This window comes from Nocardiopsis xinjiangensis YIM 90004 (assembly GCF_000341145.1).
Taxonomy (GTDB): Bacteria; Actinomycetota; Actinomycetes; order Streptosporangiales; family Streptosporangiaceae; genus Nocardiopsis; species Nocardiopsis xinjiangensis.
In genome coordinates this window covers 72,389-92,727 of the sequence record NZ_ANBE01000006.1, presented here as the reverse complement: position 1 = coordinate 92,727, position 20,339 = coordinate 72,389, and the positions used below count along the sequence as shown (strand labels likewise).

Below are 20,339 nucleotides of genomic sequence, written 5' to 3'. Positions count from 1 at the left end.
CCGTGCCTGCCGCGGCCCCACGGCCGATCCCCGAGTTCGGGGGTGTGCACCAGATCTGGCCGCGGCCGGTGGTGCCCGCCCAGAGGCACGGGGGGTGGACCACGGGAGCGCGAGCGCGCCCAAGGGTCGAGGGCCTGTTCAGGGGGCCTGGGTGGGCCGGTCGGGGCGCAGGGGTGCCAGATCCAGGCCGGTGGGCTCGCCCAGGGCCAGTTGGGCGGCGACCTTGCCCTGGAAGGGGCCCAGGGTCAGGCCTTGGGAGTCCAGTCCGGTGGCGATGAGCACCCCCGGCGCATCCTGGAGCGGGCCCAGGAGCTGGTGGCCGTCGTGGGTGGCCGGGCGAAAACCCACCCGGGTCCGGGACAGGCAGGCCTGGCCCAGGCCCGGCATGGTCTGAAGCGCGGTGTCGAGAAGCTGGGACAGCTCGGTGACGGTGGCCTGGTGGGTGAATCCGGCCTCGGGGCGGCGTGTGCCGGAGGTGGCCACGTGGTTGGGGGCGAAGGCGAGCGCGTGGAAGTCGTGGTCGCCGAAGCGCACCCCCGGCCAGGTGCGGGTCTGCTGTCCGGGCAGGGTGAAGTGGGCCATCTGTCCGCGCACGGGAAACAGGGGCAACTGCACGCCCGTCGGGGAGAGCAGCTGGGCCGACCAGGCGCCTGCGGCCACCACCGTCACCGGCGCCCGTAGGTGCTCATCGCCCACCTGCACCCCGCTCACCCGCTGGTTCTCCCACAGCAGGTGGGCCTGGCCGGCGCGCAGGTGCAGGCCGCGTTCCTGGGCGGCCTCGAGCAGGGCGTGGCGGGCCAGGGCGCCGTCCAGGCGGGCCCCGCCCTCGATGTGCACGCCTTGGTCGTGTTCGTTCAGCAGGGGGAAGAGTTCGCGCGCTTGGCCCGGGCCCAGGCGGTGCACGTGCCCCATGGTCTCAAAGCCCTCGCGTCGGGACAGGGAGTCCATCAGCTCGAAGGCCGATCGGGAGCCCTGGGTCTGCACTGACAGGGAGCCGGTGATTTCGTAGCCGGGTGGGTGGCCGTCCTGGTCCAGTTCGTTCATCAGGTGGGGCAGGTGGGTGGCGGCGGCGAGTTTGAAGTCCCAGTCGGCGGGGGTGTCCCGGGGAAAGGGCCAGGGGTGGATGACTCCGGTGCCGGCCTGGGTGGCCTGGCCGGTGTGGTTGGTCTCCACCAGCAGGGTCGCGATGCCTTTCTTGCACAGGTGGTAGGCGGTGCTGGCCCCCACGATGCCGCTGCCGACAACGATCACGTCCATGGGTTGGTGTTGCCCGGGGCCGGGGGGCGCGAACACCTGGGGTCGGTGCTGGGCGTCGACATCTGCGGGTGCGAGGCGCTCCGGGCCCGGGTGAGCTGTCTGGGTGTGCTGGTGCGCGGTGCTGGGCGGGTTCTGCCGGGCGCAGAAGGGCGAACTCTGACCGGTCCGGGCCCGTTCCTGGGGGGAGAGTGTTTCCGACTGGTGGAGGATGTCGTGCTCGTACGCAGTCAGAGCCTGAGCGAACACGTTGACTATGCCTATGCGGCGGTGGCGCACACACCCGCGCGGGTGGTGTGGACCGCGGGTGCCTGCCCGTTGGATGCGCGGGGTGGCACGGTCGCCGTTGGCGATGTGGCCGGGCAGGCCGCACAGGTGATGGACAACCTGGCCACCGCCCTGGCCGATGCGGGGGCGGGACTGGCCGATGTGGTCAGGACCACGGTGTATGTGGCCAGTTCGTGTCAGGAGGATCTGGTGGCGGCCTGGCAGGGGGTGCGGGCCCGTATGGGTGAGCACGATGCGCCCAGCACCCTGTTGGGGGTGGCCGCGCTGGGTTATGAGGACCAGCTCGTGGAGGTCGATGCGGTGGCGGTGCTCGCCGAGTTCTGAGGAGCGGCCCGGTGCGCGGCCACGCGCGCCCGTGTGGCGCACCGGCGTGAGCAGTGGCGGCGCGGGCTGCCGCTGCCGGTGTCGATGAAGATCCGGGCGCACCCGTGGGCCGCGCACACGCCCCCGGGTGGGCGTTGGCGGTCGCTCAGCAGTAGCGCCAGGCACATGCCGGCCGAGGAGGCCGCCCATTCGGCCCAGGGGGCGTCGTCGTGGCTGTCCAGGTGCAGGTGCCAGTGGGTGGTGCCGCCGTGGTCGGTCAGGCGTGGCGGGTGGGCTGTGGCGGTCAACAGGTGGTTGAGGCGTTCGGCGGCCTGTTCTGTGGTGCTCGCGCGCAGCACGTGGCGCAGTTGCGCGGCCGCCCGGTGCAGGCAGCGCAGGTCGGTTCTGCTCAGGTGTGGTTCGCTCTCGCCGTGGGCGCGCAGGACCTCCTCGATCTGGGCGGGGCCCGCATCCTCCTGAGCCAGGGTGTTGAGCAGGTCGGCGGTGCGCTCGGCCACGGACCGGACCGACTGCCCCGAGACCGCATGCCACCGGTGAGTGGTGTCCATGCGGCCATGGTAACGCCTCTTCTGTGTTGAGGCGTTACCTTTTAGTGTCGCGGTCATGCACATGCCCCGTTCCTCGGTGCGGTATCTGATCGGTGCCGCCTGGGCCCGCACCGGTGAGGAGATGTCCGGGCCTGCCCTGCTCTTGCTCGGCTTGAGCGCGACGGGTTCGATCAGTACCGGTTCGACTCTGTGGGCAGCGCTGACTGCGACTTCGGCTCTGGGTGGGCCGCTGGTGGGGTTGGCTCTGGATCGTAGTGCCCGCCCCGCCCGGTTGCTGGCGTGGTTGTTGGCTCTGTACGCGTTCGGTTTGGTGGCGCTCACACTCGTGTTGGGCTCTGCTCTTCCTCTGGGTTGGGCCGTGGCAACGGCGCTGGTCCTGGGGGTGCTGGGGCCGGTGCTCTCGGGTGGATGGACGGCCCAGTTGCCCGCCCTGGTTCGCTCCGATCGGTTGGAGCACATCACGACCTGGGACGCGATGACCTTCGGGGCGGCCGCCCTGATCGGGCCCGCTCTGGCCGCGGCCGTGGCCGCCGGGGCCGGACCGTGGGTGGCGGTGTGGGCTTCGGCGGGGGCTCTGGTGTTGGCGGCTGCTCTGGCCCGTTCCCTGCCCGTGGTGGGCCATGTGAAAGAGCAGGGGCGGGTCGGGGCTCAACTTCTGGCGGGGGCGGCCGTGTGCCTGCGTTCGCCTCCTTTGCTGCGTGCCACCGCGGTCACGTCCCTGTCGCTGGCCGGGACCGGCATGGTTGTGGTGTGTGTGCCGATGCTGGGTGAGCGTTTTCTGGGCGCGGCCGCCCACGGGGCGTGGCTGTTGTCGGTGATGGCGGTGTGCTCGCTTCTGGCCAACCTGGTGCTGTCGCGGCGCACTTGTGCCCCGTCCCCGGGCGCTTTGATCCTGGTGTGCGTACTGGCCCAGGCGGCTGGGACGGCTCTGGTTGCGGTGGCGCCGTCGTGGGTGGGGATGGCCGTGGCCGCGCTGGTGTTGGGCGCGGCCGAGGGCCCGCAGTTGACCGCGTTGTTCTCGGTGCGCCACCGCCATGCTCCCGGGCATTTGCGGGCGCAGGTCTTCACCGTCGGTGCGAGCCTGAAGATCTCGGCTTTCGCCCTGGGGGCCGCTGTAGCGGGCCCGTTGGTCGAGCGCTCTGTGATGCTGTGCTTGGCGGTGGCGGCCGGAGTTCACCTCCTGGCCGCGCTCACGCACGGGGTGCTGTCGTTGCGGCGGCCGGGCTCAGGGGCTGTCACAGGCGTGTGACTTCGGTCAGGTCGACCTGGAGCGGGTAGGGGCGAACCGTGCGCAGACGGTCGTGGTGGATGCCGGTCAGGCCGTAGGCGTGTCCGGCGGGGTCGAGCTCGTAGGTGTAGACCACGGGCAGTCCGTCGATGTTCTCCACCCGCCACATGTACGCGATACCCGCGCCGGCGTACAACGAAGGTTTGCGGTTGCGGTCGCGCTCGGTGGACTCGGGGGAGACGACCTCCACAGCCAGGGCCACGTCCTGGGGTGCGAACGTGGTCTGCTCGTTGTCGATGGAGCAGGCGCGCACCACCATCAGGTTGGGTTCGGGGCGTTGGCGCGGGCCCAAGGTCACAGTCATTTCGCGGCGGACGCGGTAGTGATCGGGGGCGGCCGTGCGCAGAGCCTGAACCAAGTGGTCCAGCACGATGCTGTGGAAGCCCTTCTGAGGACTCACGAGGACGAGGCTCCCGTCGATGAGCTCGGTGTGCGGGGGCAGATCGGGCAGGGTGTCCAAGTCCTGGGATCTGAACCCGTCGACGGGCGGAACCATCCAGTCGGGTACGGGTTGGGCCCCCATGCTCTGCTCCTTGCGCTCGTGTTTCTCGGAGCTCATGGTAGCGACCGCTCTCCTCGGGGGACGGGTGTTGGTTGAACATGCCCGGCGGGTTCGGCGCAGACCGGGCCGGTGATGATCGATCGTTTGTGTGGGGGAACTGCGGGCGTGCGTGCGGGTGATCAACTACGTTGAGGAGTCGTTTGGTTGCGTCTAGTGAGGAAAGTAGGGAGTTCGGTTGCCTGCTCAGATCCGGCCCCCGTGCCCGCAGTTGCGTGGTCTCAGTGTGGAGCCCGAGGTCCGTGCTCTCAGTTCCGGTTACCGCTTGGCCTTGTGGGAGGAGCCTTGGGCTTTGGGGGCCCGGTGTCGCGAACGTGTGCAGGTGTTGTTGCGGTCCTTGGCCGCGCGCGCGTTCGAGGTCGACCATTCCGACTATTGGGATGCGCGTGTGGCGGGCGGGTTCTTCGACCGCATCTCCACTCTGGCCCTGATCCTGGGGCCGGACGGTAGGCCGGTGGGTTGGGGCGGCTACCACCGGCATTGTTTCGCCGGCCGTCGGGCCTTGTATCTGGATGCGGCCGGGGTGGTGCCCGAACACCGCCGGTTCGGGCTCTCGGCCGCTCTGACGTTGCATTTCATGGTCCGGGAGGTCTGGCGTCATCCGCTGGTGAGTACGTATGTGCTGCTGCGCACCCGCCATCCGGCCGTGTATGCGGGGTGGCGCAAGGGCCTGGGTGCGGGCCGTGTCTTTCCCAACGAGTACCGGGCCGTCCCCGCTCAGGTCCGGCGTGTGGCGGAGGAGGCGGCCCACTGGTTGGGGGATGGTCCCAATCTGGAGCCGGAGGAGCTGTTGGTGCGTGATGCCTACAGGATGTTTCAGGGCCAGGTGTATGGGTGTGAGCCGGTGTGCGGGGATGAGCGTATCGATGCCTACTTCACGGACCGGGTCGCGGGCAAGGACGCGCTCATGGTCGTGGCGCGGATGAACGCGCCGTTGTTGGCCGGGGCCCTCGCCTCGCGGTGTGTGCGCGAGCGTGCGCGCGGGTGGGCGGGTGCGCTCAGGTCCGGGGGGTGCTGGTGAGGTGTGCGGGGTCGGGCAGCAGGGTGGCGGTGTCGCGGACCCGGTCCAGGGTCTGGGCCAGGGCTCGGCTGTGGGCCCAGGGCATCACCGGGCTCTGTGTTCGTCCTTGTTGCAGGCACCGGGTGACCTCTTGGCTCTGGTGCGGGTGAGCGCCGTTCTGGGCGGGCCGGTACAGGGGTTGGGGGGCATGGCCCTGGCGGTGCAGTACCGCGTGCTCGGCTCTGTACAGTCCCTGGATCTGGATCTGGCCGGTGGTGCCGGTGATCAGGGCTTGTTGGGTGCTGGGTGTTTGTGAGGCGCAGGAGAGGGTGGCCGTGGCCCCGCCGGCCCCGTGCGCGAGCACCGTGGTGGCGGTGTCCACCATCTGGCCCGGGGCCAGGGGGCGGGTGGCTCCCACCACGGTCAGTTCTCCCAGGTACCAGTGGGTCGGCCGGAGCGGGTGTATGCCTGCGTCGAGCAGGGCTCCGCCGCCTTGTTCGAGGTCGAAGTGGCGGTGTGCGGGGTCGTAGGGGATCTGTAGGTGGTATTGGGCGTGCACCGAGCTGACCTGCCCGATGGCCCCTTGGGCGACGATTCGGTGTACCAGGCGGTGTATCGGAAGGTGGCGCGGGGGTGAGCCTTCCATGAGGAAGCATCCGGCGGCGTGTGCGGTGTGGAGGAGGTGGGTTGTTTGGGAGGCGTTCATGGCCAGGGGTGCCTCGACCAGTACGTGTTTGCCCGCGTGCAGGGCCAGCAGGGTGTGGGGGTGGTGCCAGGGGTGGGGTGTGGCCACGTGGACCACGTCCACGCCGGGGTCGGCGGCCAGGTCGGCGTAGTTGTCGTGGGCCGTCGGCAGGTTCCAGGTGTGGGCGAAGGCGCGGGCGCGCCCGTGTGAGCGTGAGCCCACGGCTGTCAGGTGTGGGCCCAGGGCCCGGGCCAGGGCGTGGGCGCGCCCGCCTGTTCCCATCACGCCCCAGCGGGGGGCGGGGTTCTCCTTTGCCATGGAGGCATCCTGAGAATGGGGCCCTCTAGGGTGGGAGAGGGGTAGATCCTGGGTTTGGTGGCTCGGGGGTCGTACTGTTGCCTCCGAGAGGGGTTGCTGGCCAACCCGTGCGGCACACCGAAGGAGGAGGAATGTCGGAGACGCTCGCCCAGCGACTGGGGGTGCAGGCCGGCGACCGGCTGCTCGTCCTCAATGCCCCTGAGCGTTATGTGCGGTTGCTGGATCCGCCTGCTGAGTTGCACATCGATCTGGGTCCGATCGAGGGTGTGGTCTATGACGACGTGCACTTGTTCACTTTGGATCGGGGCACGGTCGATCGTGAGACGCCGCGGGTGTTGGCGGCGGTGGGTCCGGGCACTCGGTTGTGGGTGTGTTTTCCTCAGCGTGGTGGCACCATCATCACCGATCTGACTGCTCAGAAGGGGTGGGACAGTTTGGTCGATGCGGGTTGGCGCAGTACCGCCCAGGTGCCGATCGATTCGGATTGGGCGGCGTTGCGGTTCGAGCCCGTGCAGGGGTAGGGGCCGCTCACCTCGGGGGGTGGGTGAGTTGCACCGAGCCGCTGACGGTGTCGATGGTGATGCGGGCGCCGGCCTGCGGTGAGGTGGCCACGGCGATTTCTCGGTCGCCGGAGGTGGAGTTGCCGCTGACGTGGTAGTCCTCCTCGGGTATTTGGGCGTTCACGTTGCCGCTGGTGGTGTCCACGGTCAGTGACTGCAGTGGCTGGTTGCTGCGGATGTGGATGCTGCCCGAGACGCTGGAGGCCTGGGCTTCGGTGAAGTCGCCGATGTTCACTTCGCCGCTGGTGGTGGTGGTTTCCACGTTCTGGGCCGTGAAGCCGCTCAGGTCCACCTGGCCGGAGGTGGTGGAGGCTCGGGCCTGTTCGCCCTGGCCGGTGAGTTCGATGTCGCCGCTGACGGTCTGGGCCTGGACCGGGCCTTGTACGTGGGACAGCTGCAGGAGCGCGGAGGTGGATTCGGCCTGTACCGGTCCTTGGTGGTTGCTGATGTGGATCTGGCCGGTGGTGGTGCTGGCCTGCATCTGTCCTTGGAGTCCGTGGGTGTGGATCTGGCCGGTGGTGGTGTGTACTTGTGTATCGCTCTGTTGGGGCAGGGTGATCTCGTAGTCGGCCGCGCAGGTGGTGAAGAACAGGTTCGGTCCGGGGCAGTGGGCTTGTAGCTGCACGCTGTCGCCGGTTTCGTCGATGGTTTCTTCGACGTGGTGCAGGGGGCTGGTGCTCAGGGTGCGTTCGATGTGGATCTGGTCGGTGTCGGCGGTGGTGATTTCGACCGAGCCGCTGGTGCGGTTGTCGATTTCCACCCGTTCCTGGTTCTGGTAGGTGTCGGAGGTCTGCTGGCGGGTGAGGGCGACGTTGCCCAGTACCGACAGGACCGTGGCCGCCACCAGGGCCAGGGCCAGCAGGGCGCCCAGAAGCAGCCACAGGCCCATCCGCGGGCGGCGCGGTACCTTGCTGGAGGAGGCGTAGAGGCCTCGTGCCTTGAATGTCACGGTGTTTGCCTTCCGTGGGGGGTCGTGGTCCTTCAGGTGTTCGTTGTGTGCTCGTTCAGAGATGGTGGGCGCCGCGTAGGAAGTGCAGTACTGCTTGGACGCGGCGGTGCTCGTGTTCGTCCTGGCCCAGGTCGAGTTTGGTGAAGATCGAGCGGATGTGTTTTTCCACGGCGCGTTCGGTGATGGTCAGTTCCGTTGCGATTCCGGCGTTGTTGAGTCCTTGGGCCATGATTTGCAGGACTTCGTTCTCGCGGGGGGTCAGGTTCTGTAGGGCGTGGTCGCGGTTGCGGCTCAGGAGTTGGGTGATCACTTCGGGGTCGATGGCGGCGCCGCCGTCGGCGACTCGGCGCAGGGTGGCCGAGAATTCTTCGATGTGGGCGATGCGGTCCTTGAGCAGGTAGCCGACTTTGGTGGAGCCGGCTCCCAGCAGGTCGGCGGCGTAGCGGCTGACCACGTGTTGGGACAGCAGCAGGACCGCCACCTGGGGGTGTTGGCGGCGGATGTGCACGGCGGCCTCGATGCCTTCCTCGGAGTAGGTGGGTGGCATGCGGATGTCGATCAGGCACAGGTCCGTTTGGGGGTGGGTGGCCACCGATTCCAGGAGGGCTCGGGCATCGCCGACCTGGTCGAGGATGTGCACGCCTGATTCCTGCAGCAGCAGGGCCATGCCTTCGCGCAGCAGGACCGAGTCCTCGGCGATGATCACGCGCGGGCCTTGGGCCGGGGCGGGTTCGTGTTCGCTGGGGCCGTGCATGTTCATGCCTTCCACGGGATGTGTGCGGTCAGGACGGTGCCTCCCTCTTGGGGGGTGGTCACGTTCAGGGTGGCGTCGAGGGCGTCCAGGCGGTCCCAGAGTCCGTACAGGCCGCTTCCCCGGTCGGGGTCGGCTCCCCCGCGGCCGTTGTCGGCCACGCTCACGCGCAGCAGGGCGGGTGTTGGGCCTGTGGCGGGTATGTGTTCGGCGCGCACGGTGACCTGGTCGGCGCGGGCGTGTTTGGCGACGTTGGTCAGTGCTTCGCAGACCACGTAGTAGGCCACCCCTTCGGCTCGTGGGGAGGGGCGTTGGTGCAGGTGCAGGTGCAGCTGGACGGGGACGGGGGCGCGTTCGGCGGCCACGGGCAGGGCCCAGGCCAGGCCGTGGTCGGTCAGGACCTTGGGGTGCAGGCCGCGGGCGACTCGGCGTAGTTCGTCCATGACTTCGTGGGAGGCGTGTTGGGCCTGGGTGATCAGGTCCAGGGCGCTGTCGGGGTCGGTGGCCAGGTGTGCGCGGGCGCGGGTCAGGGTCAGGGTCAGGGCGAGCAGGCGTTGTTGGGCGCCGTCGTGCAGGTCGCGTTCGATGCGGCGGCGTTCGGTTTCGGCGGCGTCGACCATGCGCAGGCGGCTGTTGTGCACGTGTAGTAGGCGGCGGCGTACTCGGGCTTGGGGGGCTTCCAGGAGCAGGGTGCGGTGCAGGTACATTTCCGATGCCACGGCCAGGGGGGCCAGGCGGATGCCGGCCAGGGCGGCCAGGGGTGCGGCCAGCATCAGGGCCAGGGGCCACCACGCCTGGCTTGCGGGGGCGGTCTCGGCCAGGATCACCACCAGGGCCAGGAGGGCTCCGGCGGCGGTGGCGGTGCCGCAGACCACGAGCAGGACGGTGGTTCCGGCCAGCAGGAGGCCGTGCAGGCCGGCCGCGGTGCTGTAGAGGACCATGGACCAGGCGTGTGGGCCGAACAGCAGGCGCCAGGTGCGCAGGGCGGGGCCGGGGGCCGGTAGTGGGTCGGGGGTTTGGGTTTCTACGATGCCGAAGACGGTGTCGAGGCGCTCGCGTTGGATCCGGCAGGCCAGGCGGGCGGTGAGGGTGGCTGCCACGCACAGGAGGGCGGCGTAGATGGGTGTGTGCCAGGTCAGGGGGGTGATGCTCAGTTCCTGGGTCCAGGCGAGCCAGGGGTGGGCGAAGGTGAGTGCCAGTGCGGTGATGGCGGTGGCCAGCATGAGTGCGGGCAGTAGGTAGAACAGCCCCAGCGGTAGGGAGGTCAGCAGGTGCAGGACCTGCACTGCCCGGGTGCGCCAGGCGGGTTCGGGGCCGGGGCGTTGGGGCTCGGCGGCCGGGGTGTGGGGCTGGTGGCTGCTCACACTCTCAAACCTAGGCTCGGGGCCCGGTGTTGATCGATGCCACCAGCACGTGGCTCGGGGGTAGTGCGATCACCACCGCGGGCGGGGGCGGGCCGGGCCTGGTGAGCGAAGGAGGGGTGGAGCGCGGTGGGTGAGGACGTGGCGGTGGGGCCGGTGTTGGAGCGGGTGGGGCGCATCAACATGATGTTCGCCCTGGAGCAGGCGGCGTGCGCGCCGGGTCGGCGCCGTTTGGACGGAGCGGGTCTGGGTGTGGCGGTGGTGGCTGGGGAGGTCGAGCGCACCCGCGCCCGGTTGGCCCTGTTGTCGGGCACCGGCGTGGAGCGGGTGGAGTGGCGGGTGGCTGCTTCGCTGTTGCATCAGGGTCTGGCTTCTCGGGTGCTCTCACCGGTGGTGGCCGCGGCCCTGTGCCACGGGGTGGGTATCGAGGCGCACCGGTTGCATTGGGATCCCGAGCGCACCGGCGGGTCGATCGCTTTGGCTACTGATCAGGGCCGTGCTGTCCGCGTGCCTGAGGGGAGCCGGGTTCTGGGCGGGGCCGCGGACTGGGTGGGGCGCACGGTCCTGGACCCCGAGCAGGGGGTGTTGGGGCGTGTGGAGGCTGCTCTGGCCGGGGCGGGGCGTGTCTCACCACGGTTGTTGCGCGGCAATGCGGCCTCGGCTCTGGTGGGGGCGGTGGGTGCGTTGGGCGCCGGGATGCCTGGGTGGGGGCGGGCGGGCCGAGAGTTGGCGGGGGAGTTGTTGGCCCGCCCGGGCCTGGAGCTGTCGGGTTCTTGCACCGGCCCGGCGGGGCAGGAGCGGTTCGTCCGGACCACGTGTTGCCTGTATTACCGGTTGGGTGGGGGCGGGCTGTGCGGGGACTGCGCTCTGGGGTGAACAACCCGCCCCGGGCGGCTCAGGCGTGTACGTGGGCGAGGAAGTCCAGTAGGGCCTCGTTGACGTGCTCGGGGCGTTCCTGCTGGGTCCAGTGCCCGCATCCGGCCAGGGTGTGTTGGGCGTGCAGCTGGGGGGCGATCAGGTGCAGGGACTGGCGCAGTTCGGCGATCCCGTGCAGGGAGGTGACCATGTCCAGGTCCCCGACCATGTAGAGGGCCGGCACGTCGATGGTGCGTCCGGCGAAGGGGGACATCAGGTGCTGGTTGCGTTCGATGTTGCGGTACCAGTTCAGCGGCCCGGTGAAGGCCCGCTCGCCGTGGTGGGCGTAGTCGCGGGCGAAGGTCTCGATGTCCTCGGTGTCCAGCCATGGGGGCAGGGACTGGGGTTCGGGCATCGTGTCCAGCACCTGCTTGTCCTGGGGTATCACCCACGGTGCCGGTTCCTTCAGGCCCGGGGCGTCGCCGGAGGCGCCCACGAGGAAGCGGCGCAGGGTGGCGGCCGGGTCGGCGGCCAGTTCGGCATCGACCACCCCGGGTTCTTGGAAGCGGATCTGGTAGAACCCTTCGCCGTAGAGGCGGCGGGTGAGCGAGGGCGGGGGCATGAAGGCGGGCGGGGAGGGCGGCACGCTCAGTCCGGCCACGGCGCGGACCATGTCCGGGCGCATCAGGGCCGCGGCCCAGGCCACGGGGGCGCCCCAGTCGTGGCCCACGACGGTTGCTTGTTCGTGGCCCAGGGCCTTGATGAGGCCGATGAGGTCGCCGACCAGGTGGGGCAGGGTGTAGTCCTGGATGTTTTCTGGGCTGTGGCTGGAGCCGTAGCCGCGCTGGTCGGGGGCCACGACCCGGTAGCCGGCCCGGGCCAGGGCGGTGAACTGGTGGCGCCAGGAGTACCAGCTCTCGGGGAAGCCGTGCAGGAGCACCACCAGGGGGCCGCTGCCTTGTTGGGCCACGTGCAGGGTGGTGGTGCCTGTGTCGATGTGGGTGTGGGTGAGGTGGCTCCTCTGGCCGGTTGCCAACGAATCGTCCTTTCGGCGGCGGTGGTGCCCGGGCCGGCCGGGCTCGTGTGTTCGAGCTCGGGGCCGCGGGCGCGGGTGGGTGGTACCGGGCGACAAACACCCTGTGTTTCTCGCATGCAGAGACGGCGGTCTTACCTGAAGAGATGGTGCTGTTAGGGTCGCTTTGCTCGCACGATCACGCAGAAGGGCGGACCATGGCCCGCTACACCCATGGGCAGCATCCCACCGTCACCGATTCCTACCGCTGGCGCAACGCGGCCAACTCCGCGGCCTATGCTTTGGCCGAGTTCACTCCGGGCCGGCGGGTCCTGGACGTGGGGTGCGGGCCGGGCAGTATCACTGTCGATGTGGCTGCGCGGGTGGCCCCGGGGCGGGTCATGGCCCTGGACTCTTCTGCTTCGGCGGTGGAGCTGGCCCGTCAGAGCGCGGCCGAGGCGGGGGTCGACAACATCGATTTCCTGGTCGGTGACGTGCATGCGCTGGATCTGGAAGATGGCATGTTCGACGTGGTCCATGCCCACCAGGTGTTGCAGCACGTGGGTGATCCGGTGGCTGCCTTGTCCGAGATGGGCCGCCTGGCCCGCCCTGGTGGGGTGGTGGCGGCCTGCGACTCCGATTATTCGGGCATGTACTGGTATCCGCTTCTGCCCGAGTTGGAGGCGTGGATGGCACTGCACCAGAGCCTGGCCCGGCGCAACGGGGGCGAGCCCGATGCGGGCCGGCGCATGCTCGCCTGGGCCCGTGCGGCCGGGTTCGCCGACCCCACCTACGTGGTCGAGTCCTGGAACCATTCGAGTCCTGGGCGCCGTACCTGGTGGGGGCAGATGTGGGCCCGGCGCATCCTGGACTCGGACACCGCCCGCCAGGCCCTGGAGGAGGGGTTGGCCACGCGCCAGGAGTTGGAGGAGATCTCGGCGGGGTGGTTGCGCTGGAGCCAGGATCCCGACGGGGTGTTCGTGGTTGCGCGCGGGGCTCTGCTGTGCCGGGTGTGAGGGGCCCGGGGGGCGGATGTGGAGGGGCCGGGGCGGGCGGGTAGGGCTCCACCACACCTCGGGGCGTGTTTGACAGGGCGCTCGGAGGCGAGGTCGCCCACGCGCGGGAGGAAGTCCATGTCCGAGCTGCCGATCGGTTACTGGCTCAAGCATCTGGACCGGCTCATCGAGAGTGATTTCGATCGGATCCTGGCTGCTGAGTCGCTGGGCCGGCGCCATTGGCAGGTGCTGCACTCGCTGCACGGGGGTTCGGCCACGGTGGATGAGCTGGATGATCGTCTGGCCCCGTTCCTGCAGGAGCAGGAGCAGACCGTGGCCCCGGTGGTAGAGCAGCTGCGCGCGCGCCGCTGGGTGCAGGGCCAGGGCTCGTTGTCGGTGACCGAGGCCGGGGGGCGGGTGCACCAAGAGCTCTTCGAACGGATCCAGCAGTCGCAGCGGCGCTTGAGCGAGGGCGTCAGTGAGCGCGATTACCGGGCGGCGGTGCAGGTGTTGGAGCAGATGTCGGCCAACCTGGAGAACGGGTGAAGGCACCCGGGCCGGCGCCCGGGCTCAGGCGATGGGTTGCAGTTCTTTGGTCAGTTCCACAAAGGCCAGGTCCTGGCGTTGGGGTTCGCCGAAGGCGGCATCGCCGTAGGGGAAGGGTTCGGTGCGTCCGGTGCTGGTGTAGCCGCGGCGTTCGTACCAGGCGATGAGTTCGGTGCGCTGCTTGATGACCTTCATCCGCATCAGGCGTGAGCGCCACAGGCGTGCGGCGGTGTATTCGGCCTCTGCCAGTACGCGCCTGCCCAGGCCCATGCCCTGGGAGCGGGGGCAGACCGAGAACATGCCGAAGTAGGTGCCGTTGACCCCGCGCTGGAGTTCGCAGCAGGCGACCAGGGCCCGGTCGGACTCGGCCAGCAGGATGGTGGTGTCGGGGCGTTGGATCAGGGCGCCTACGGCCTCGGCGTCGATGCGTTGGCCGCTGAGCAGGTCGGCCTCGGTGGTCCAGCCCTGGCGGGAGCTCTCGCCCCGGTAGCAGGAGTTGACCAGTTCGGCCAGGGCGCCGGCGTCGGTTTCGGTGGCGGCGCGGTAGCTCAGCTCTGGTTGGCTCTGGCCGGTGTCGGTGGTGGTCAAAGGGCTCCCCTCCCCTCGCACGTCGCTGGCCACAGTACCGCCCTGGTGGGGCGGCTCGTACGCAGGGCCGTGCAGGGGTGGGGCCGGGTCGGGGTGCCACTCCCCTATTGACCTGAACAAAGGTTGAGGTTCTACGTTCGTGGCGACGACACCGCACGAGCCACGGAAGAGGGCCCATGAGTATGGAGATGGCCGCGTGGAGCGCCATGTACCACGCCACGCACGCCGAGCAGGACCGTCGCCCCTTCTCGGCGGCCACGCTCAGACGCATCGGTGCCTTCGCCCGTCCCTACGCTCGGCCTTTGGTGTTGTTCTTGGCCTTGAGCGTGCTCACCGCAGCTCTGGCGGTGGCCTCTCCCCTGCTGGCCGGGCAGGTGGTCGAGGTCATCGTGGGCGGCGGGCCCCTGCGCACGGTGGTGGCCATCGCCGCCCTGATCGCCGCCGTGGCCCTGGCCGAGGCCGGTCTGGGGCTGGGGGTGCGCCTGCTCTCGGCCCGGGTGGGTGAGGGGTTGATCGTGGATCTGCGCACCAGCGTCTACGACCACGTCCAGCGCATGCCGGTGGCGTTTTTCACCCGTACCCGCACCGGCGCTCTGGTCAGCCGCCTCAACAACGACGTCATCGGGGCCCAACGCGCTTTCAGTGACGTGCTCTCGAACATCATGAGCAACGTCGTCACCTTGTTGTTGGCGCTGGGGGTGATGCTGGTCCTGTCCTGGCAGATCACCCTGATCACCCTGGTGCTGTTGCCGCTGTTCGTGCTGCCGGCCCGCCGTATGGGTGCGCGTCTGGCGCGGATCGAACGCGAACGCACCGTGCACAACGCCGCCATGGGCACCCAGATGAGCGAGCGTTTCTCCGCGCCCGGTGCCACCCTGATCAAGCTCTGGGGCCGCCCCGGGGCCGAGTCGGCCGAGTTCGCCCGCCGCGCCGAGAGGGTGGGCCGGATCGGTGTGCGCACGGCCATGGTCCAGGAGGTCTTCTTCACCGCCCTGACGCTGGTCTCGGCGCTGGCGCTGGCGCTGGTCTACGGGTTGGGTGGTTTCTACGCGCTCTCGGGGGGTCTGCAGGCGGGCACGGTGGTGTCCATGGGCATGCTGCTGACCCGGTTGTATGCGCCCCTGACCGAGCTGGCCGGGGCGCGGGTGCAGATCATGAGCGCCCTGGTCAGCTTCAGCCGGGTCTTTGAGGTCCTTGATCTGCATCCCCTGGTCGCTGAGAAGGAGCAGGCCCGCGCCCTGCCCGAGGGGCCCCTGTCGTTGGAGTTGGAGCAGGTGGATTTCACCTATCCCGGTGCCGAGCAGGTCTCCTTGGCCTCGCTGGAGGATGTGGCCACCTTGGATGCCACTCGTTCTGCTCAAGTGTTGGACCAGGTCTCCTTCACCGTGGAGCCCGGGCAGATGGTGGCGCTGGTGGGTTCTTCGGGGGCGGGCAAGTCCACCATCGCCGCGCTGGTCCCGCGCCTGTACGACCCTGATGCCGGGACCGTGCGCCTGGGCGGGCACGACGTGCGTGATCTGACCTTTGCCACGTTGCGTTCGAAGGTGGCCATGGTTACCCAGGACGGCCATCTGCTGCACGAGAGCATCCGCGCCAATCTGGCCCTTGCCGCGCCCGGTGCCAGTGATGAGCAGATCTGGCGGGCGTTGGAGCGTGCCCGTCTGGGTGGGTTGGTGGCCGGTTTGCCTCAGGGGTTGGACACGGTGGTGGGTGAGCGGGGGTATCGCTTCTCCGGGGGTGAGCGCCAGCGGTTGACCATCGCCCGGCTGCTGTTGGCCGAGCCGCAGGTGGTGGTCCTGGACGAGGCCACTTCGGCGTTGGACTCCACTTCCGAGGTGGCGGTGCAGCAGGCTCTGGGTGAGGCGCTTTCCGGGCGCACCTCGCTGGTGATCGCCCACCGCCTGTCCACGATCCGGGCTGCTGATGCCATCTGCGTGGTGGAGCAGGGCCGCATCCTCGAGCGCGGCACCCACGCCGAGCTTCTGGCCCGCGGTGGGCGCTATGCCCAGCTGTATCGCACCCAGTTCTCAGAGGAGGAGCCTGTGGAGGCCGGTCTCTGAGCAAGACCGGGCCCAGGCGTGTGCGGGCACACCTGGGCCCGCCCCGGTCCCGTCGGCGGCGCCACGCCACGGGACCGGGCCTTGCCCCGGTGGTGACATCCTGGAAGGTATGCAGGCCGCGAGCGAACAGATCACGCACCTGGCCGAGGTCTGGGCCCATGGTTGGGCCCTGGCCCGCGATGTCGGGGCTCCCACGCGTTCGGGGCAGGCCCACCGTTTGGAGGTGGGTCTGCCCCAGCACCGTGTGCGCTATGTGGTGGCCTCGGCCCGGGTCCTGGCCTGGCACGTGCCCGCTTGGAGGGGACCGGGCACGGTCGTGAAGGTCTTCGGTCCGCGCCCGGAGGCGGTGGCGGCGTTGGGGCCCGGGTGGCGGGTGGGCCGGAGTGAGGTGTTGATGACCGCCCCGTTGAGCGTGTGGCGCGATCCGGCCCCTGAGCCCTACCGGCTGCAGATCCAGTCCCAGGGGGGCACCCACCGGGCGTTGGCGTTGAGCGGGCGGGGCGAGCCGGCCGCTGAGGCGTGGGCGGCCCTGCACGGGGGCCATGCGGTCTTTGATCGGGTCTGTACCGCTCCGGCGCACCGGCGCCGCGGTCTGGGCCGGGCCCTGATGGGGGTGCTGGGCCGTATCAGCGCGGATCAGGGCGCCGAGCGGGGGGTGTTGGTGGCCACCCAGGCCGGGCGTGCCCTCTACCGCTCTCTGGGGTGGCAGGAGCGCTGCGAGGTCACCCCGGCCCTGCGTCCGGAGGGTGTGCTCACAGACTCTTGACCACGCGGGCGGGGTTGCCCACGGCCACCACGCCTTGGGGCAGGTCCTTGGTCACCACCGAGCCGGCGCCCACGACGGTGTTGTCGCCGATGCTCACGCCGGGGCAGACGATGACCCCGCCGCCCAGCCAGACGTTGTCGCCGATGGTGATGGGTTCAGCGCTCTCCCAGCCTTCCTTGCGCTGGGCGGGGTCCAGGGGGTGGGTGGGGGTGAGCAGCTGTACGCTCGGGCCGATCTGGGTGTGTTCGCCGATGGTGATGGGGGCCACGTCCAGCATGACGGCGCCGGTGCCCACGAAGGTGTGTGCGCCCAGGCTGATGCGGTAGCCGTAGTCGACCGCCAGGGGTGGGCGCAGGTAGGCGCCCTCGCCCACGCTGCCCAACAGTTCGCCCAGGGCCTTCATGCGCGATTCGGTGTTGACCGGGGTGGCGTTGAAGGCCACGGTCAGGTTCTCGGCCCGCTCCAGATCGGCCTGGAGCTCGGGGTCGCCGGCCTTGTAGAGCCGGCCGGCGAGCATGCGTTCCTTCTGGGTGGACATGGGCTCTTCCTGTCGTCGGTGGTGGGACTTCGACGCTAGTGCCCTGGGTCGGTCTGTCGCAGGTGGTTGGACCAGGCCGCAGGGCCCAGCGCCGGGTCGGGGGCAGTTCTGCGGGCGTGGGCCTGCCCACAGCGCGCGGTGCCCCTTCGACCCGGTGCACGAGAAGTACCTGAGGTATGTGGNGACCGCCCGAGCGGGTCAACGCTGGTCCACGGCCCGCTCCACGGCGGCGGTGTAGTCATGGAAGGCCTCGGTGGGGCTGCCGTCCTGATCGGTGAAGGCATCGCGCTGGGCTCGGGTGAGCTCGAGCTGGACACCTTCGCCACGGGCGTTGCGGTTGGTGATGTTGTCGGGACTCTCGCCCTTGAGGCCGTCGGGGATCTGCTCGGGGGCATCGAATCCGGCCGCGCGCAGTTCTTCGCGAACACGCTCGCGCAGGTCGGTGTCCAGACCGCCGACGTAGGTGGTGGAGTCCTCGCCGGCGGCCCCGTGCCAGGAGAGGGTGTGCTCGGCGTCGGCGACGACCTCCAGGGTCATGGGTTCGTCGAAGTTGGTGGAGGTGATGTGCAGGATGCTGTTTCCGGTGGGTTTGATGCCCTCGAACGTGGCGAAGGCGTGCTCGCCCTCCTGTGCGGCGTGGTCGGCCAGTTCGGTGGTGGGGCGTTCGATACCGCCGCCGTGGATGGCGATGTGGGCCACGTCGGTCTCGCCCTGGCGTGTGGTGCGCCGGTAGTCGGTGCCCTCACTCTCGTTGGCGGCCAGTTCGGCGTAGTCGGCGTAGGTGTCCTGGGCCGCGGAGACCGGCGCTGCGGGAGCCAGGGCGATGGTCAGAAGGCTCGCCCCGGCCACGGTGGCGGCCTTGGCGGTCATCGGTGTTGTCGCGCGGGTGTTGTTGCCGGTTCGCCCGAGGCGGGGCGCGGGAACGTGCGGCGTGCCGGTGCGGGTGGTGAGGGTGCTCATCGGGGCCTCCTGAAGGTGTGGTCGGGGGTCTTGGACAGCGTGCGCCCCGGTGGGGGCCGGGCCGGGTAGTGGCATACCCGTTCGGGGCGGGCTTGTTCCTGGAAGCGGGGTCCTGTCCCGGGCTCCGGGTGGGGCAGGCCGAGCCGGCGGCGGGCTCGCCGTCGGGGGCTCGGGCTCGGGGTGCGGGGCCTGCTGTGGCGGGCTCAGGCGCCGGCGCAGGGCGTCGATGGTGGCCTGGCGTGCGGGCGGGTTGCGCGGGGGCGCTTGGTCGGCGGCGGGTGCGGTGGGCTCTGCCTTGCCTGCCTGTTCCAGGGACTGGAGCATGCGCCGGGCCAGTTCGGGGTCGCCGTCAGTTTCGGAGGCGGGTTCGGGCTCGGTTTCCGGGCAGGCTTCTTCGGGCTGGGGCGGGGCGGGTTCGGGTGGTTCGTGGCCGGGATCGGTGCGGCAGGGGCGGGCGCACACCGAGCAGGTGCCACCGGGTGGGTTGCGCACCCCGGGATGGTCGGGGCAAGTACGGGCGGCGCGCCCGTGAGCGTCGAGGACGAATTCCGCCTCCTGCTCGTACTCGGGCCAGGGCCGGGCCGGTGGTTGCGGGCCCCGGGTGGGCCCGTGGGGCCAGGACGAGTTGACTCCACGGCCCAGCTGCCCCTCCAGGAAGGCCAGGGCGCGCTGGGGCGAGCTCAGCCTGCTCATCAGCCCGGGAAAGGGCTTGCGCAGTTGCTCGGCGCCGCTGAGCAGGGCGGTGAGCTGCTGCTCGTCCATGCCGTGCTCGGCCAGGGCCTCAACGGCCCGGCCGAGCAGGTCGCGGTCGCCGGCGGGGTTGTTGAGCAGGGCGTTGGGGATGCGTGCGATGAGCGCGTGTGCGCGCCGCCCTGTGGTGGAGGTCCCACGCACGGACGTGCCCGCCCCTGTTGAAAAGAAGTCAGTGGGGGAAAGGTCTGGTGGCCAACTTGACCAGGGGGTCTGGTCAAAGTGTCCACTCTCTTCACTCTCTGTAGTTGAAATACTACTCTCTGTGCTTGACGGGGTGGGGGTGTCGGCGTCCTGGTTCGTGCAGTTGGTGCGTGGGGCGGGTGCCTTCTTCGCCGGGGCGCAGCGCTCCTTCTCGGGCGCGGGATACAGCCGCGGGCGGGTGGTCTCCTCCAGGGGCTCCTCCCCCAGCTCGCGGCGCACCCGGTTGATCTGCTCCAGCTGCGCATCGGGAAAGTCCCGGGCGGGGATGCACAGCTCCAGCACGCAGGGCATGTGCTCGGCCGAGCGCCATCCGGAGGCGATCGTGCGCCAGAAGAAGGTCTGGGTCTGCGGGTCGTCGAGCTTGCGCACGATCTTGGCCCGGATGAGGTCCTCGATCCCGCGCTGGACCGTGCGTTTGCTCAGCATGCGGCCGGAGGAGGAGGCCAGGGTGCTCAGGTGCTTGAAGCACCAGCGCCCGTCGGCGTCCACGGCGCGGGCGAGGGCCGAGGCCACGGCGAAGGAGCGCGCGGTGGGAAAGAGGCCTTGTGCGAGCGCCATGTTGACCCAGATGGCAGGAGCGAACCCGACGGGGCGCATGCATCCGCGGGGGCGCTGGGTCGGCCCGGCCGAAAAACCGGTTCCGGGTGTTGCGGCAGGGGCATCGAGTGTAGGATCCACGATGTCGCCTTCCTGGTTGAGCAGGGAGGTGGCGAGGTCGCCTTCCTGGTGTTGCAGGGAGGTGGCGAGGTCGCCTTCCTGGTTGAGCAGGGAGGTGGCGCAGTCGGGCCCTGTTTTGCACAGGGGCCGACCAAACCCCGGACCGGTGTTGTCGCACCGTCCGGGGCTTTTTGTTTACGCAGCTCAAGCTAGCGCGCCGAACACCAGTTCGCTGGGTTTTTCGAAAAACCCCCGCACACGCAAGAAGAAAATTCACTTTCCCCAGAATGATCGCTATTGTCCGGATCATTCTGTTTTTGTAGTCGCCCCTACCCCCAGGCCAGGGATATCGGGGCGCGGCAGCCTCCACCACCGCCCAGGCCCGCGCCTGGGCACAGGCGAGCGGGGAGGCCGAGTCAGGTTTTCGGGGCCGGGGCCTTCACCACATCCCGCACGCGCGCAGCGCCAGCAACAGCACCGCACTCAGGGCGATGGAGACCAGCAACGAGCCCGCGCAACCCAT

At 69.8% G+C, this 20,339-nt stretch carries 20 protein-coding genes; 9 read left to right on the top strand and 11 right to left on the bottom strand.

Annotated features, from left to right (window positions below; translation table 11 throughout):
• Positions 1-138: 138 nt before the first annotated feature.
• Positions 139-1,257 (bottom strand): NAD(P)/FAD-dependent oxidoreductase, encoded by a 1,119-nt coding sequence (locus D473_RS0103620; RefSeq protein ID WP_017607731.1) that lies wholly within the window; start codon positions 1,255-1,257, stop codon positions 139-141.
• Positions 1,258-1,458: 201 nt separating this feature from the next.
• Between D473_RS0103620 and D473_RS0103615 the strand changes: the two genes are divergently transcribed.
• Positions 1,459-1,866, top strand: coding sequence for a RidA family protein (locus D473_RS0103615; RefSeq protein ID WP_017607730.1), 408 nt, complete (start codon positions 1,459-1,461; stop codon positions 1,864-1,866).
• Here D473_RS0103615 and D473_RS0103610 read toward each other — a convergent pair.
• Positions 1,812-2,414 carry a CGNR zinc finger domain-containing protein gene (locus D473_RS0103610; protein ID WP_017607729.1) on the bottom strand — a complete coding sequence of 201 codons (603 nt, stop codon included), beginning with the start codon at positions 2,412-2,414 and terminating at the stop codon, positions 1,812-1,814. The genes D473_RS0103615 and D473_RS0103610 overlap by 55 nt on opposite strands.
• A gap of 55 nt (positions 2,415-2,469) precedes the next feature.
• Here D473_RS0103610 and D473_RS0103605 point away from each other — a divergent pair, with 55 nt between their 5' ends.
• Positions 2,470-3,663, top strand: a complete 1,194-nt coding sequence (locus D473_RS0103605) for an MFS transporter (RefSeq protein ID WP_017607728.1) — start codon at positions 2,470-2,472, stop codon at positions 3,661-3,663.
• On the opposite strand, the gene D473_RS0103600 is transcribed toward D473_RS0103605, so the two are convergent.
• Positions 3,650-4,261: a Uma2 family endonuclease gene (locus D473_RS0103600; protein WP_017607727.1), complete on the bottom strand. Its 612-nt coding sequence runs from the start codon at positions 4,259-4,261 to the stop codon at positions 3,650-3,652. The two genes, D473_RS0103605 and D473_RS0103600, sit on opposite strands and share 14 nt — an antisense overlap.
• Before the next feature lie 178 nt (positions 4,262-4,439).
• Between D473_RS0103600 and D473_RS24130 the strand changes: the two genes are divergently transcribed.
• Positions 4,440-5,282 (top strand): GNAT family N-acetyltransferase, encoded by an 843-nt coding sequence (locus D473_RS24130; RefSeq protein ID WP_241474699.1) that lies wholly within the window; start codon positions 4,440-4,442, stop codon positions 5,280-5,282.
• On the opposite strand, the gene D473_RS0103590 is transcribed toward D473_RS24130, so the two are convergent.
• Complete coding sequence (locus tag D473_RS0103590) at positions 5,260-6,264, bottom strand: Gfo/Idh/MocA family protein (RefSeq protein WP_026126564.1); 1,005 nt, start codon at positions 6,262-6,264, stop codon at positions 5,260-5,262. The genes D473_RS24130 and D473_RS0103590 overlap by 23 nt on opposite strands.
• Positions 6,265-6,395: 131 nt before the next feature.
• On the opposite strand from D473_RS0103590, the gene D473_RS0103580 reads away from it, so the two are divergent.
• Positions 6,396-6,785 carry a hypothetical protein gene (locus D473_RS0103580; protein ID WP_017607724.1) on the top strand — a complete coding sequence of 130 codons (390 nt, stop codon included), beginning with the start codon at positions 6,396-6,398 and terminating at the stop codon, positions 6,783-6,785.
• Between the two features lie 7 nt (positions 6,786-6,792).
• Here the strand turns inward: D473_RS0103580 and D473_RS0103575 are convergent, their stop codons facing one another.
• From D473_RS0103575 to D473_RS0103565, 3 genes are read right to left on the bottom strand one after another with little or no spacing between them, the layout of a single operon-like run.
• Entirely contained in the window at positions 6,793-7,773 is a 981-nt protein-coding gene (locus tag D473_RS0103575) for a DUF4097 family beta strand repeat-containing protein (protein WP_017607723.1), read from the bottom strand.
• Between the two features lie 55 nt (positions 7,774-7,828).
• A complete protein-coding gene (locus D473_RS0103570) occupies positions 7,829-8,533 on the bottom strand; it encodes a response regulator transcription factor (protein ID WP_017607722.1) in 705 nt (234 codons plus the stop codon).
• Complete coding sequence (locus tag D473_RS0103565; RefSeq protein WP_017607721.1) at positions 8,530-9,888, bottom strand: sensor histidine kinase; 1,359 nt, start codon at positions 9,886-9,888, stop codon at positions 8,530-8,532. The genes D473_RS0103570 and D473_RS0103565 overlap by 4 nt, the downstream gene beginning before the upstream one ends.
• 126 nt (positions 9,889-10,014) lie before the next feature.
• Here D473_RS0103565 and D473_RS0103560 point away from each other — a divergent pair, with 126 nt between their 5' ends.
• Entirely contained in the window at positions 10,015-10,761 is a 747-nt protein-coding gene (locus tag D473_RS0103560; RefSeq protein WP_017607720.1) for a (2Fe-2S)-binding protein, read from the top strand.
• 19 nt (positions 10,762-10,780) lie between these two features.
• Here D473_RS0103560 and D473_RS0103555 read toward each other — a convergent pair whose 3' ends face one another.
• Positions 10,781-11,776 carry an alpha/beta fold hydrolase gene (locus D473_RS0103555; protein WP_017607719.1) on the bottom strand — a complete coding sequence of 332 codons (996 nt, stop codon included), beginning with the start codon at positions 11,774-11,776 and terminating at the stop codon, positions 10,781-10,783.
• A gap of 194 nt (positions 11,777-11,970) precedes the next feature.
• Here D473_RS0103555 and D473_RS0103550 point away from each other — a divergent pair, with 194 nt between their 5' ends.
• Positions 11,971-12,768, top strand: a complete 798-nt coding sequence (locus D473_RS0103550; RefSeq protein ID WP_017607718.1) for a class I SAM-dependent methyltransferase — start codon at positions 11,971-11,973, stop codon at positions 12,766-12,768.
• Between the two features lie 117 nt (positions 12,769-12,885).
• On the top strand, positions 12,886-13,293 hold the full coding sequence (locus D473_RS0103545) for a helix-turn-helix domain-containing protein (protein WP_017607717.1): 408 nt from the start codon (positions 12,886-12,888) through the stop codon (positions 13,291-13,293).
• A gap of 24 nt (positions 13,294-13,317) precedes the next feature.
• On the opposite strand, the gene D473_RS0103540 is transcribed toward D473_RS0103545, so the two are convergent.
• Entirely contained in the window at positions 13,318-13,881 is a 564-nt protein-coding gene (locus tag D473_RS0103540) for a GNAT family N-acetyltransferase (protein ID WP_017607716.1), read from the bottom strand.
• Between the two features lie 176 nt (positions 13,882-14,057).
• Between D473_RS0103540 and D473_RS0103535 the strand changes: the two genes are divergently transcribed.
• Together D473_RS0103535 and D473_RS0103530 are read left to right on the top strand one after the other, a co-directional pair.
• Positions 14,058-15,941, top strand: coding sequence for an ABC transporter ATP-binding protein (locus D473_RS0103535; RefSeq protein ID WP_026126560.1), 1,884 nt, complete (start codon positions 14,058-14,060; stop codon positions 15,939-15,941).
• Between the two features lie 109 nt (positions 15,942-16,050).
• Positions 16,051-16,707, top strand: a complete 657-nt coding sequence (locus D473_RS0103530) for a GNAT family N-acetyltransferase (protein WP_017607714.1) — start codon at positions 16,051-16,053, stop codon at positions 16,705-16,707.
• Here D473_RS0103530 and D473_RS0103525 read toward each other — a convergent pair.
• Together D473_RS0103525 and D473_RS25965 are read right to left on the bottom strand one after the other, a co-directional pair.
• Positions 16,694-17,245 carry a sugar O-acetyltransferase gene (locus D473_RS0103525; RefSeq protein ID WP_017607713.1) on the bottom strand — a complete coding sequence of 184 codons (552 nt, stop codon included), beginning with the start codon at positions 17,243-17,245 and terminating at the stop codon, positions 16,694-16,696. The genes D473_RS0103530 and D473_RS0103525 overlap by 14 nt on opposite strands.
• 198 nt (positions 17,246-17,443) lie before the next feature.
• Positions 17,444-19,717: a poly-gamma-glutamate hydrolase family protein gene (locus D473_RS25965; protein ID WP_193373245.1), complete on the bottom strand. Its 2,274-nt coding sequence runs from the start codon at positions 19,715-19,717 to the stop codon at positions 17,444-17,446.
• Positions 19,718-20,339: the final 622 nt, after the last annotated feature.

Coding starts and splice junctions, on each gene's coding strand:
- D473_RS0103530 (WP_017607714.1), top strand. CDS start 16,051: ATGCAGGCCGCGAGCGAACAGATCACGCACCTGGCCGAGGTCTGGGCC.
- D473_RS0103600 (WP_017607727.1), bottom strand. CDS start 4,261: ATGAGCTCCGAGAAACACGAGCGCAAGGAGCAGAGCATGGGGGCCCAA.
- D473_RS0103580 (WP_017607724.1), top strand. CDS start 6,396: ATGTCGGAGACGCTCGCCCAGCGACTGGGGGTGCAGGCCGGCGACCGG.
- D473_RS0103590 (WP_026126564.1), bottom strand. CDS start 6,264: ATGGCAAAGGAGAACCCCGCCCCCCGCTGGGGCGTGATGGGAACAGGC.
- D473_RS0103570 (WP_017607722.1), bottom strand. CDS start 8,533: ATGAACATGCACGGCCCCAGCGAACACGAACCCGCCCCGGCCCAAGGC.
- D473_RS0103550 (WP_017607718.1), top strand. CDS start 11,971: ATGGCCCGCTACACCCATGGGCAGCATCCCACCGTCACCGATTCCTAC.
- D473_RS0103525 (WP_017607713.1), bottom strand. CDS start 17,245: ATGTCCACCCAGAAGGAACGCATGCTCGCCGGCCGGCTCTACAAGGCC.
- D473_RS25965 (WP_193373245.1), bottom strand. CDS start 19,717: ATGGCGCTCGCACAAGGCCTCTTTCCCACCGCGCGCTCCTTCGCCGTG.
- D473_RS0103535 (WP_026126560.1), top strand. CDS start 14,058: ATGAGTATGGAGATGGCCGCGTGGAGCGCCATGTACCACGCCACGCAC.
- D473_RS0103620 (WP_017607731.1), bottom strand. CDS start 1,257: ATGGACGTGATCGTTGTCGGCAGCGGCATCGTGGGGGCCAGCACCGCC.
- D473_RS0103545 (WP_017607717.1), top strand. CDS start 12,886: ATGTCCGAGCTGCCGATCGGTTACTGGCTCAAGCATCTGGACCGGCTC.
- D473_RS0103605 (WP_017607728.1), top strand. CDS start 2,470: ATGCACATGCCCCGTTCCTCGGTGCGGTATCTGATCGGTGCCGCCTGG.
- D473_RS0103610 (WP_017607729.1), bottom strand. CDS start 2,414: ATGGACACCACTCACCGGTGGCATGCGGTCTCGGGGCAGTCGGTCCGG.